Source organism: Escherichia sp. E2586 (assembly GCF_005781105.1).
Lineage (GTDB): Bacteria > Pseudomonadota > Gammaproteobacteria > Enterobacterales > Enterobacteriaceae > Escherichia.
Genome location: NZ_VATN01000001.1, coordinates 68,988 through 81,733, shown reverse-complemented (window position 1 = coordinate 81,733; position 12,746 = coordinate 68,988). Strand labels below are relative to the sequence as shown.

At 52.7% G+C, this 12,746-nt stretch carries 11 protein-coding genes; 3 read left to right on the top strand and 8 right to left on the bottom strand.

Annotation, left to right across the window (positions count from 1 at the left end):
- Positions 1-5 precede the first annotated feature (5 nt).
- Complete coding sequence (gene adeQ, locus FEK50_RS00405; protein ID WP_016159934.1) at positions 6-1,340, bottom strand: adenine permease AdeQ; 1,335 nt, start codon at positions 1,338-1,340, stop codon at positions 6-8.
- Between the two features lie 174 nt (positions 1,341-1,514).
- On the opposite strand from adeQ, the gene adeD reads away from it, so the two are divergent.
- A complete protein-coding gene (adeD, locus tag FEK50_RS00400; protein ID WP_131161524.1) occupies positions 1,515-3,281 on the top strand; it encodes an adenine deaminase in 1,767 nt (588 codons plus the stop codon).
- Between the two features lie 46 nt (positions 3,282-3,327).
- Here the strand turns inward: adeD and uhpT are convergent, their stop codons facing one another.
- From uhpT to ivbL, 7 genes are all read right to left on the bottom strand, one after another.
- The gene (gene uhpT, locus FEK50_RS00395; RefSeq protein WP_135524423.1) at positions 3,328-4,719 is read right to left on the bottom strand and encodes a hexose-6-phosphate:phosphate antiporter; all 1,392 of its coding nucleotides are present in this window, start codon (positions 4,717-4,719) and stop codon (positions 3,328-3,330) included.
- 202 nt (positions 4,720-4,921) lie between these two features.
- Positions 4,922-6,241 (bottom strand): MFS transporter family glucose-6-phosphate receptor UhpC, encoded by a 1,320-nt coding sequence (uhpC, locus tag FEK50_RS00390; RefSeq protein ID WP_131161590.1) that lies wholly within the window; start codon positions 6,239-6,241, stop codon positions 4,922-4,924.
- Between the two features lie 9 nt (positions 6,242-6,250).
- Positions 6,251-7,759, bottom strand: a complete 1,509-nt coding sequence (gene uhpB, locus FEK50_RS00385) for a signal transduction histidine-protein kinase/phosphatase UhpB (protein ID WP_131161589.1) — start codon at positions 7,757-7,759, stop codon at positions 6,251-6,253.
- Complete coding sequence (uhpA, locus tag FEK50_RS00380; RefSeq protein ID WP_000633668.1) at positions 7,759-8,349, bottom strand: transcriptional regulator UhpA; 591 nt, start codon at positions 8,347-8,349, stop codon at positions 7,759-7,761. Before uhpA ends, uhpB begins: the two co-directional genes overlap by 1 nt.
- 72 nt (positions 8,350-8,421) lie before the next feature.
- Complete coding sequence (gene ilvN, locus FEK50_RS00375; RefSeq protein WP_104920000.1) at positions 8,422-8,712, bottom strand: acetolactate synthase small subunit; 291 nt, start codon at positions 8,710-8,712, stop codon at positions 8,422-8,424.
- 3 nt (positions 8,713-8,715) lie between these two features.
- Positions 8,716-10,404: an acetolactate synthase large subunit gene (gene ilvB, locus FEK50_RS00370; protein WP_131161523.1), complete on the bottom strand. Its 1,689-nt coding sequence runs from the start codon at positions 10,402-10,404 to the stop codon at positions 8,716-8,718.
- A gap of 105 nt (positions 10,405-10,509) precedes the next feature.
- Positions 10,510-10,608 (bottom strand): ilvB operon leader peptide IvbL, encoded by a 99-nt coding sequence (gene ivbL, locus FEK50_RS00365; RefSeq protein WP_001300753.1) that lies wholly within the window; start codon positions 10,606-10,608, stop codon positions 10,510-10,512.
- A gap of 563 nt (positions 10,609-11,171) precedes the next feature.
- On the opposite strand from ivbL, the gene tisB reads away from it, so the two are divergent.
- Positions 11,172-11,261: a type I toxin-antitoxin system toxin TisB gene (tisB, locus tag FEK50_RS00360; protein WP_000060506.1), complete on the top strand. Its 90-nt coding sequence runs from the start codon at positions 11,172-11,174 to the stop codon at positions 11,259-11,261.
- A 296-nt stretch (positions 11,262-11,557) separates the two neighbouring features.
- Entirely contained in the window at positions 11,558-12,742 is a 1,185-nt protein-coding gene (emrD, locus tag FEK50_RS00355) for a multidrug efflux MFS transporter EmrD (RefSeq protein ID WP_130261104.1), read from the top strand.
- The last annotated feature ends 4 nt before the right edge of the window (positions 12,743-12,746 follow it).

Genomic DNA, 12,746 nt, shown 5'->3' with positions numbered 1-12,746 from the left:
AGATACTAATCCACCAGGATGATTTTCAGCGCAAACAATGCCGCTACAACCACCACACACAGATTCAGATCGCGCCAGCGCCCGGTGCACACTTTCATGATGCAGTAAGACATAAAGCCGAGCGCAATCCCTTCAGTGATCGAGAACGTAAAGGGCATCATCACTGTGGTGATAAATGCGGGTACCGATTCGGTAAAATCATCCCAGTTAACGCGTGCCAGGCTCGATGTCATCAATACGCCAACGAAGATTAAGGCCCCGGCGGTGGCGTAAGGTGGAACCATCGCCACCAGCGGTGAGAAGAACATAACCAGCAGGAACATAACGCCAACAACAACCGCAGTCAGCCCCGTGCGACCGCCGACCGCCACGCCAGAAGTACTTTCAATATAGGCGGTAACAGAGGAAGTTCCGATAAACGCGCCAGCCACCGAACTCACGCTATCAACATATAGCGCCTTATTCATGTTAGGGAATTTACCGTTACTATCTATTAAGCCAGCTTTATCAGTTACACCAATTAATGTTCCTGATGAATCAAATAGGTTGATCAACATAAAGGAGAAAATGATACCGGCAAGCTCAAGCGATAATGCCCCGCTCAAATCAACCTCGCCAATAACACCGCTAATATCAGGTGGAATAGAATAGATTCCGCTGAAATGAACATCTCCGAAAAATAATCCACAGCAGGAAGTGACGACGATAGAAACCAACACCGCCGCATGAAAATTACGCGATGACAACACGGTTATAATAAAAAACCCTAAAATACCTAACAACACGCCGTGGGAACTTAAATCACCAATCATCACCAGCGTGTCTTTATTGGCGACAATAACACCGGTATTTTTTAATCCCATTAAGGCAATAAATAGCCCGATACCACTGGTGATACCAATACGTAAACTTAACGGAATGTTAGAGATCATCCAGTAACGGATACGAAAAAGAGTCAGCAAAAATAGCCCTATTGCCCCCCAGAATATCGCCCCCATTCCGGTCTGCCAGGAGATGCCCATCGCCCCTACAACCACGAACGCAAAGAAGGCGTTCAGCCCCATTGCCGGAGCCAGCGCCACGGGCAAGTTAGCAAATATCCCCATCGCAATACTACCGATGCCGGCAATCAAACAGGTGGTGACAAACACCACTTTCGGGTCCATTTGTGCCGCACCGAGTATTTGTGGGTTAACAAAAACGATGTACACCATAGTTAAAAAAGTGGTCATCCCCGCAATCAATTCTGTGCGGACGGTAGTCCCATGTTGTGGCAGTTTAAATAATCGAGAAAGCGTCCCTGATTCATTACTCACGTAATCGGTATTATCATTATTCATTTTCTTGTCCATTGGAGGAGATTTAATCCTTTGCTTTTGTAAAACAAATGACAACAACGGTTCAGTGATAATTATCACATTTCAATTGCACATTAATGGATATTCTTTAATAATCACGCGATGTTTCTTTATGATAAATAATAATCAAATTGATAAAATCAAAATGAGAAAAATATGAATAATCCTATTAACCATAAATTTCATCACATTAGTCGAGCTGAATACCAGGATTTGCTGGCTGTTTCCCGTGGCGACGCTGTTGCCGATTATATTATTGATAATGTCGTTATTCTGGATCTGATCAATGGCGGAGAAATTCCCGGCCCGATTGTGATTAAAGGACGTTACATTGCCGGTGTTGGCGAAGAATATGCCGACGCTCAGGCTTTGCGGCGGATTGATGCCCGCGGCGCAACGGCGGTTCCGGGGTTTATTGATGCTCACCTGCATATTGAATCCAGCATGATGACGCCGGTCACTTTTGAAACAGCTACCCTGCCACGCGGCCTCACAACTGTAATTTGCGACCCTCATGAAATCGTCAACGTGATGGGCGAAGCCGGATTCGCCTGGTTTGCCCGCTGTGCCGAACAGGCAAAGCAAAACCAGTATTTGCAGGTCAGCTCTTGCGTACCCGCTCTGGAAGGCTGCGATGTTAATGGTGCCAGTTTTACGCTCGAACAGATGCTCGCCTGGCGCGACCATCCGCAGGTTACTGGTCTGGCCGAAATGATGGACTATCCTGGCGTAATTAGCGGACAAAATGCGCCGCTCGATAAACTGGACGCCTTTCGCCATCTGACTCTGGATGGTCACTGCCCCGGTCTAAGCGGTAAAGAACTTAACGCCTATATTGCCGCGGGTATTGAAAACTGCCACGAAAGTTATCAGCTGGAAGAAGGACGCCGAAAATTACAACTCGGCATGTCGTTGATGATCCGCGAAGGGTCCGCTGCCCGCAATCTCAACGCGCTGGCTCCGTTGATCAACGAATTTAACAGCCCACAATGCATGCTTTGTACTGATGACCGTAACCCGTGGGAAATCGCTCACGAAGGGCATATCGACGCCTTAATTCGCCGCCTGATTGAACAACACAATGTGCCGTTGCATGTGGCATATCGCGTAGCCAGCTGGTCGACGGCGCGCCATTTTGGTCTGAATCATCTCGGTTTACTGGCTCCCGGCAAGCAGGCCGACATTGTCCTGTTAAGTGACGCCCGTAAAGTCACTGTGCAACAGGTACTGGTGAAAGGCGAACCGATTGACGCACAAACCTTGCAGGCAGAAGAGTCGGCGAGACTGGCACAATCCGCCCCGCCATATGGCAATACCATTGCCCGCCAGCCAGTTTCCGCCAGCGACTTTGCCCTGCAATTTACCCCCGGAAAACGCTATCGCGTCATTGATGTCATCCATAACGAACTGATCACGCACTCCCGCTCCAGCGTCTACAGCGAAAATGGTTTTGATCGCGATGATGTGTGCTTTATTGCCGTACTTGAGCGTTACGGGCAACGTCTGGCTCCGGCCTGTGGTTTGCTTGGCGGCTTTGGCCTGAATGAAGGCGCGCTGGCGGCGACAGTCAGCCATGACAGCCATAATATTGTGGTGATCGGTCGTAGCGCAGAAGAGATGGCGCTGGCGGTCAATCAGGTGATTCAGGATGGCGGCGGGCTGTGCGTGGTACGTAACGGCCAGGTACAAAGTCATCTACCGTTGCCCATTGCCGGGCTAATGAGCACCGACACGGCGCAGTCGCTGGCAGAGCAAATTGACGCGTTAAAAGTCGCCGCCCGTGAATGTGGCCCGTTACCGGATGAACCGTTTATTCAGATGGCGTTTCTTTCCCTGCCGGTGATCCCCGCATTGAAACTGACCAGTCAGGGGCTGTTTGATGGCGAGAAGTTTGCCTTCACCACCCTGGAAGTCACGGAATAATAAAAAAAAGCCCGGCGTCATGCCGGGCAAAAGTCACCAGTTACGTTTATGCCACTGTCAACTGCTGAATTTTTTTCTCGCGGCGGATTTTTCGTTCTTCCATCACCGCGACTATCGCCATCAGGCAGATACAGCCAATAGCGGCGATATCCAGTGCGGCGAAGGTGCCTGCCCAGCCGGTGAGGCCGAACACTGGCGTACCATCGGCAATCATTCCCAGACCTAATTTGGCAAAGCTGTCATCAATCAGGTAGGCGAAAGTGCCTTTAATCCCATCGGCAGCGCCGATCGCTTTTTTCGGTACGAAGCCAACAGCCGCTACGCCAATCAACAGTTGCGGACCAAATACCAGGAAACCTAATGCAAAGAGAGAAGCCAGATAGATATATTGGTTGCTGGCGTGTTGATACACACCCAGCGTGGCGATAATCAGCGCCAGTGCAACACACGCCACCAGGCCACGGCGCCCGTTCGCCAGGTCAGAGAGCCAGCCCCACAGCAGCGTGCCAACCAGAGCACCGGCTTCAAACAGCGTAAAGCCCTGAATCGCCACCGATTTAGAAAGTTTCAGTTCCTGAAAAGCGTACACGGTTGACCACTGGTCGATACCAATGCGTACCACGTACAGGAAGATGTTGGCGAAGCACAGCAGCCAGATCACTTTGTTTTTCAAAACATATTCGACAAAGATCTGCCACTTGGTCATGTCGGTGGATTCCGTCTCTTTGTCCTCTTCGCTGATCTCTTCACCGAATAGTTCTTCAGCTTTGCCAAGACCATACGCTTCAGGGGAGTCGCTGCCGTAACGCAGACCGATAAAACCGACAATCAACGCGATAATCGACGGGAAGATAAACATGCCGATCACGTGACCGTCGAACAGGTAATTTGCGCCGAATAGCGCCACACCCGCCGCCCCCGCGCCGCCGAGGTTGTGGGAAATGTTCCAGAAACCGAGGAAGGTCCCGCGCTTACGACGCGGCGTCCATTTGGTAATCGTGGAGTAACTGCATGAACCGCCAGTGCTCTGGAAAAAACCGCTTAAGGCGTAGAAGGCAATCATCAGGAACAGGCTAACCGAGCCGCTGCCCATGCTGGCGCTGAAGCCCAGCATACAAATAGCAGACAGGATCAGCATGAACGGCAGGAATTGTTTGGTATTTTTGCCGTCGGCGTAGTAGGAAACCAGCGTTTTACCCACGCCGTAAGTGATGGAGAAGCCCAGGCCAATCATCCCCAGCTGCGTCATGCTCAACCCGTAGGTCGAGATCATGTCGTTCTGTGCGATGTTAAAGTTCTTGCGAATCAGGTACATCGTCAGGTAGCCAATAAAGACCACCAGATAGGATTGCATGAACGGTTTGAACCACATTTTGCGCCGCACTTCGAGCGGAAGATCCAGGGTCGGCTTGCGAACCTGGTTTAAGAAAGCCAGCATGGGTTACTCCTGATTTCCCTTCATACTTCAGGCCACAGGTGCCTTAGCTGCTCGCGTTCCTGCAACTTGAATTATTTTGGGAAAGAATTAACGAATGATGGCATTGTAAAAACCTGCAGCAAATCAGGCTTGAGATAGCGTCCAGGCAAAACCAGGAAAATTTCTTAGTTTTGCCGGATATGAGGTAGAAAAGTGAGATGCATCACGCTTCGCGTGGTGCCTGGGCGTTCAAAAAGGGCAGTAACAACAGTGCCGAAACCCCGGCAGCAATGGCGATAACCACGAAAAAACCACTCCAGTGCCAGGTATCCAGCACTTTCGCCAGCGGCCAACCGGCAAGCGACGCCCCCAGATAAGCAAACAAGCCGACAAACCCCGTCGCCGCACCTGCCGCCTCTTTGTGAGAACACTCTGCCGCCGCCATACCAATTAACATCTGCGGGCCAAAGACAAAAAAACCAATGGTGAAGAAGCAGGTTGCCTGCATCACGTAGCTGGCAAATGGCATCAACCACAGCGAGCCAACGGAGAGCAAAATCCCCGCAGCAAAAATCAAATTCATCGGCCCACGGTTGCCGTTAAACAGTTTGTCCGAGCCCCAACCGGCTACCAGCGCACCGATAAACCCGCCCAGTTCAAACATCGTTACTGCCGTATTCGCCGTGACCAGATTGACGCCCAGCGTCTCGGACATATACAGGTTGCCCCAGTCGTTGATCGCCGCACGAACCACATAGACCAGCACATAACAGAACGAAAGCAGCCAGATATACGGATTCAACAACACATATTTGGTGAGGATCTCTTTACGCGTCAGCCCCGCCCCTTCTTGTTGTTGGGCCATTTCCAGCGCATCGTGCCGCCATTCTCCGACCGCCGGTAAACCTAACGCCTGCGGGCGATCGCGCAGCCGCCAACAAAGAAAAATCCCCACGACTATCGCCATACAACCGGCAATCATCATCCCGGCACGCCAGCCGTAATGCAGCGCGCTCGCTGCCATCACAATGGGAATGAGCGCACCGCCGACGTTATGCGCCGTGTTCCATAATGCCCACCAACCGCCGCGCTCGGTACGAGAATACCAGGCGGTTAGCAGACGCGCGCACACCGGCGAACCCCAGCCCTGGAAAAAGGCGTTCAGCACCCACAGCACGGCAAACGCCCACAACGAGGTGGAGAAGCCAAACAGAATGTTGATGATGCCCGTGGCGATAAGCCCAATCCCCATAAAATAACGGGCATTAGAGCGGTCACTGACAATGCCGGAGACAAATTTCGATACGCCGTAGGTAATGTAAAACAGCGTTGCTAACAGGCCGATATCGCTACGGCTGAGCACGCCGTTGGCAAGGATTTCTGGTACGGCGGCGTTAAAACTTTTACGCGTGAAGTAAAACAGCGCATAGCCCAGCCAGATGGTCAGCAAAATATGCCGACGCCAGTAGCGGTAGCGAGCATCAATTTCACTTTTATCGCTGATCAGCGGTGCGTCGGCAGGTGCTTTCAGAAACGGCAACATCATCAAGCCTTAAACATAACGTTGAGGTAGAGAAACGCTGACACGCGTGCCGTGCAGGCAGGAAATGGTCAATGTGCCGCCCAGCGCCGTTACGCGCTCGCGCATTCCGGTCAAGCCAAAACCTTGCTGCCCGGAACCTGGCGGCAGACCACTACCATCGTCTTCAATCACCAGCATTAAACGCTCATCCTGCTGCCAGCCTTGCAGGATAACCGCACTGGCATCTGCATGTTTCACAATGTTGTTCAGCCCCTCCTGGCAGATACGAAATAGGGTTACGCGCTGGTTTTCACTTAGCGCTGATTCATCTATCCGCCATTCGAGATGACTGACAATGCCGCGCCCTTCCAGCTCCATTTCCCGCATCAATGAACGGATGGCCTGCTCCAGGGTCAGATCATCCAACTGGCGCGGACGTAACCGCCCTAACAAGCGGCGAACCGCGTCGTAAACGCCCAGCGACAGTTGTTCGATGAGCTGTCCGCTCTGTTTCACACTGGCGTTATCCGCCGCCAGTCGCTGGACAATGCCAGCCTGAGTACGAATGGCGGTGATGGTCTGGCCGATATCATCGTGCAGTTCACGCGCTACGTCGCGACGCACACTCTCTTCGGTTTCAAGCAACCGCTCGGCAAGATGTTGATTACGCGCCAGTTCCTTTTGCAGCGACTGGTTAAGTTCACGCAACCGCTGGATGCCTGCGCCCAGTAACAGGCCAGTGAGGCTTTGCACCAGCAGCGAAAGCAATAAATCGACCGGATGATCGCGCCAGGTCTGACTGGCGATCAGCGCGATGGCGTTCATCAGCGTCGCAATCAGCGCCCCTTGCCAGCCATAGTGCCAGGCCAGGGCGATAATCGGCAGCGCCAGACAAAACGGGGTAAAGCGCGAAAGTTCGTTCGGCAGCCCCAGTTGCAACCACAGGCTGATAACAAACAACAGCAAATACCAGACCAGATGCCGCCCACGCCAGTTGATCGGCTGGGAAACCAGCGATGGCCCCAGCGGCAGCCAGGTGTTATTCGCCAGATAGTGCCAGAACACCAGGCAAATGGGGGCCAGCGTCAGGCCGCCGGTTAAGGTCATCAGTAGGGCGTTCCAGGGCTCGTTTCCGTACCCATGCCAAAGCCAGGGTGATGACTGTAATAACGCCGCCGCCGTCAGTGCCGCGCCCTGTAACAGCAACGTGCGCCAGTCGCGCTGGTGGCGATAACGGGAAATCAACGCCACAGGAAGTAACGTCAGCAAACTACCGATCATCAATAACGGATCATGCGTTAACCCAACCGCCTGCGTCAGCCAGTAAATCAGCAGCCATTCTGCGCCCATCAGCACCAGCCAGTATCTGCGCGGGCATTGCAACATCAGCCCCAGTCGCAGACCGAACGGAAACAGCAATACCGCCAGATCCGGTCGTACAACCAGGTGCAGGCTGATACTCCACAGGCAAAACCATGCGGCAGAGAAGATAAAAAAGCAGGAAACTACAGTATTTAAGCGGGAGAAAAATGTCTTCATCACCAGCCATCAAACATGCGCCGCGCCAGTTCAACGTCGTTGCTGACGCCCAGTTTTTCCATCAGATTGGCACGATGTACATGCACAGTTTTTGGCGACAACCCCAGTTCGGCGGCAATCTCTTTCACCGCCATCCCTTGCGCCAGTTTTTCTGCCACCTGGCGTTCGCGTTTGGTTAGCGGGTCCTGACGGCCCGATGCCAGTTTAATCGCGATATCCGGCGTCAGATAACAGCCGCCAGTTGCAACCGTATGCACGGCAGCGATCAGCTCGTCCGGGCTACAGCGTTTAGAGAGAAAGCCGCGCGCCCCCGCGTTAAGCGCCTGTTCAACCAGCGCCGGACTGTCGTGAACGGAGAGCATAATTGTCGCCATACCTTTCGGTAACTGGCTTAGCAGCTCCAGACCGGAGATATCGGGCATGGAGATATCGCAAATACACACCTGCACACCGCGCCCCGGCAGCCCCGCCAGCGCCTCGCGACCGGAACCAAACTCGGCAACTACCTGCAAATCAGGTTCCAGCCCCAGCAGCTGCGCAAAGCCGGAGCGGACGATAAGGTGATCGTCTATAAGAGCAACGGTTATCATGGTCTTGTCCTGGCGGGTAAAAAAACGCGCTTACCTTAACGATAAGCGCGCCACTGTTCAAGCCTTGAGCGGTTACTGAAAAAATACGGCTATCTTGTTAAACATTGTCGGGTCGGACTGATTACGCTGCACTTTCACCACATCCTCCAGTTTGTCTATCTGGCTTATCATTTGTTCCAGTCGCTGATCGTCATTGACCAGTAGCCAGATGTGGCTTTTGTCGCTGTTCTGAATCGGCAGACAAAGAATGCCTTCGACGTTAAAAGCACGACGGGCAAAAAGCCCACAAACGTGGGTCATTACTCCGGGATGGTTGCGAACGGTGAGTTCCAGAATCACGTTGTCATGAGTTGTGTTTTGCATGGCTTATTCCCCCACCATTTCAGTATTTGCCGCGCCTGGCGGCACCATTGGGTACACTTTTTCTTCAGCATCAATGCGTACGTGGATCAGCGCCGGACCAGGGCGATTGATAATTTCCTGTAATGCCGCCAGCGGATCGGTTTCATTATTCAAATCACAGGTTTCGAGGCCGAACCCGGCAGCGATTTGCATAAAATTGATTTTTCCCGGATAGGTGGCCGCAAAAACGCCCTGCGTGTAGAACAGACTCTGTTGCTGATGCACCAGTCCCAGTGCTTCGTTATTCATCAGGATGATTTTGACATCCAGCTGGTTTTCACTGGCGGTCGCCATCTCCTGAATATTCATCATCAGGCTACCGTCGCCGGAGAAACACAACACTTTGCGATCTGGGTTAGCCAGCGCCGCACCTATCGCTGCGGGTAAACCGAAGCCCATCGTTCCCAGCCCACCAGAAGTCAGCCACTGACGTGGTCGATTGAGCGGATAAGCCTGCGCCGTCCACATCTGATGCTGACCCACGTCGGTGGTGATAATCGCGTTGTCATCGACACAGGCGGCAACGGCATTAATCAGCCCGTAATGTGTTAATGGATCGCACGCTTTCGGGATAGGACACGGGAACTCGCGCTGTAAATCCGCCACCAGTTGGTGCCACTCTGCACGCGGCTGGGCTTCCACCTGCGGGATCAGCTGCGCCAGCACATCATCAACATCCGCCTGAATCGCCACGTGCGGTTGCTTAACTTTACCCAGCTCCGCGCGGTCGATATCCACATGAATAATTTTGGCGTTCGGGCAGAACTCTTCCGTTTTGCCAATTGCCCGGTCATCAAAACGCGCACCGAGAACAATCAGCAGGTCCGCCTCCTGCAAGATATAGTTGGTGCTGCGCACGCCGTGCATCCCCAGCATGCCCAGCGACAGCGGATGTGCTTTTGGCAACATGCCCAGCGCCATTAAGGTCATGGTGGTGGGCAGCTGCGCTTTCTCAGCCAGTTCACGCACCCGCGCGGGCGCGTTAATGACACCGCCCCCCAGATAAAGCACCGGGCGTTTGGCGGCGTTAATCATTGCCGCAGCGTCACGAATACTTTCTTCGCTAAAGGCGGGCGCGGCGGCTTTTTCTGCCGCCGCGGGCTGTTCTTCAATTTCAAAAACCGCCGTTTGCACATCCTTAGGAATGTCTATCCACACCGGGCCAGGACGGCCTGATTGCGCAATGCGGAAGGCATCGCTCATGACCTGCGGGAGTTCTTCGATATGCCTGACCAGATAGTTGTGTTTGGTGATGGGGATAGATATGCCGTAGGTGTCCACTTCCTGGAAGGCGTCGGTGCCGATCATCGAGGCGGGAACCTGGCCGGTGATGCAAATCAGCGGAATGGAGTCCAGCCGCGCATCGGCAATGGCGGTCACCAGGTTAGTCGCACCCGGCCCGCTACAGGCCATACAAACCGCCGGTTTACCGTCGGTGCGCGCCATTCCCTGGGCGATAAAGCCAGCGCCCTGTTCATGACGGGCCAGAATATGGCGGATTTGCGTGCTTTGGCTTAAGGCGTCGTAAACAGGGAGAATCGAACCGCCCGGAATCCCCGTCACAATCTTAATACCCTGCTGTTCCAGGAAATGAACGATAAATTCTGCGCCGGTAAAGCGCTTACGTGTCGATGATGTGCCCGAACTTGCCATGCTCCAGTCCTTTTCTTCTGGGCCGACTTTCCGGGAGGTGTTTAAACGAAAAACCCCGCCCGGTTTGCGCCGGCGGGGTTTTGGAATCGTGTGTTGTTCCAGTCCCTACGGCGCATTGCCGACGACCACCACCACACGCACGACGACCACTGCGGCGGATGGCGCAGTTGGTAGTAGTTTTGCGTTGAGCATGGAAGTAGTCATTGGGGACCTTGTTGGTTTTGTGTTTAACAATATTTATACAAGCACAGCTTTACAGGGGAGACAATGGAAAATTTTTCATCAAGGAATAATTGGGGGGTTGATCACGTTTTGTACTGAAATGCAGGTAACAAAAAACCCCGCCGGAGCGAGGTTTTGTCAGCCGCCCGCGGCTGGTAACCGCAAAGCACACTGTGTTATGTCAACACTGAAAGTATACGTGTTCCGCGTAGAACGCGCAATTTCGGCACGAATTTTGACTTATTTAGCGCATAATTGAGTATCGATCCCAGTTTGGATTTTGTCTAATTTTTACTGTTTATTTGTACAGCATAATTCTATAATATCACTGTACGCAATGTGTTATGCGGGGCCGCATCGTTACCCGGCGCAATAAGTCCTGGCTGAAACGGGTGGTGCCGTCAGCGCCTTAACCCCGCGTGAGCACACTGTGTTATGTCAACAAGCACAACGTTTCTTCTGAAGAAGCTGCGTGCGCAACAGCTGGCAACAGGCAGCGGAAAGGTACGTCAGCTGGCAGTGCTCCTGAACCACAGGAGACGCGTATGAGCCTGGTGGATATTGCCATTCTTATCCTCAAACTCATTGTTGCTGCACTGCAACTGCTTGATGCTGTTCTGAAATACTTGAAGTAATTCAGATTCAAGTCGCACCAAAGGGGAGCGGGAAACCGCTCCCCTTTCATATTCTGCTGGCAGATTGGTGTCGTATGCGATGCTGACACATCTTTCCGACCTACAGTATTTATTTAAGCTAAAGTCCCTTCCGGCAACATTTATTGCCGCTGTTGTTTATATTTTCTGCCGTTTTGTTATTCATCATTCCGTATATATATCTGGCTAACATTTATCAATGTGATAGATTCCTCTCCTGCATTTATTCGAATGCGTAGTAACTTATTCTAAATATATTTTTAAAAGCGTCCGTGATAATGAAAAGGCATAGAAACGTCAATTTATTATTGATGTTGGTATTACTCGTGGCCGTCGGTCAGATGGCACAAACTATTTATATTCCTGCTATTGCCGATATGGCACAAGATCTCAACGTCCGTGAAGGGGCGGTGCAGAGCGTAATGGGCGCTTATCTGCTGACCTACGGTATCTCACAACTATTTTATGGCCCAATTTCCGACAGAGTGGGACGCCGCCCGGTGATCCTCGTCGGAATGTCCATTTTTATGTTGGCGACACTGGTGGCAGTCACCACTTCCAGCCTGACGGTGTTAATTGCCGCCAGTGCGATTCAGGGGATGGGGACCGGGGTCGGCGGCGTAATGGCGCGTACATTGCCGCGTGATTTATATGAACGGACACAGCTTCGTCACGCTAATAGCATGTTAAATATGGGGATTCTCGTAAGTCCGTTGCTCGCACCACTCATTGGCGGCCTGCTGAATACCCTGTGGAGCTGGCGGGCCTGTTATCTGTTTTTACTGGTGCTTTGTGCCAGTGTGACGTTCAGCATGGCGCGCTGGATGCCGGAAACACGCCCTGCCGATGCGCCGCGTACGCGCCTGCTCACCAGTTATAAAACACTCTTTGGCAATGGTAGCTTTAACTGCTATTTGCTGATGTTAATTGGTGGTCTGGCAGGGATTGCCGCTTTCGAAGCCTGTTCCGGTGTGTTGATGGGGGCAGTGTTAGGGTTGAGCAGCATGACAGTCAGTATTTTGTTTATTCTGCCAATTCCAGCGGCATTCTTCGGCGCATGGTTTGCTGGTCGACCGAATAAACGTTTCTCTACGTTAATGTGGCAGTCGGTTATCTGTTGCCTGTTGGCAGGAATGATGATGTGGATCCCCGGCTGGTTTAGCGTGATGAATGTCTGGACGTTGCTCGTTCCCGCCGCGCTGTTCTTTTTCGGTGCCGGGATGCTGTTTCCGCTGGCAACCAGCGGCGCAATGGAGCCATTCCCCTTCCTTGCTGGCACGGCTGGTGCGCTGGTCGGCGGCCTGCAAAACATTGGTTCCGGCGTGCTGGCGTCGCTCTCCGCGATGCTGCCGCAAACCGGTCAGGGCAGCCTGGGGTTGTTGATGACCTTAATGGGATTGTTGATCGTGCTGTGCTGGCTACCGCTGGCGACGCGGATGTCGCATCAGGGGCAGCCTGTTTAAGCTC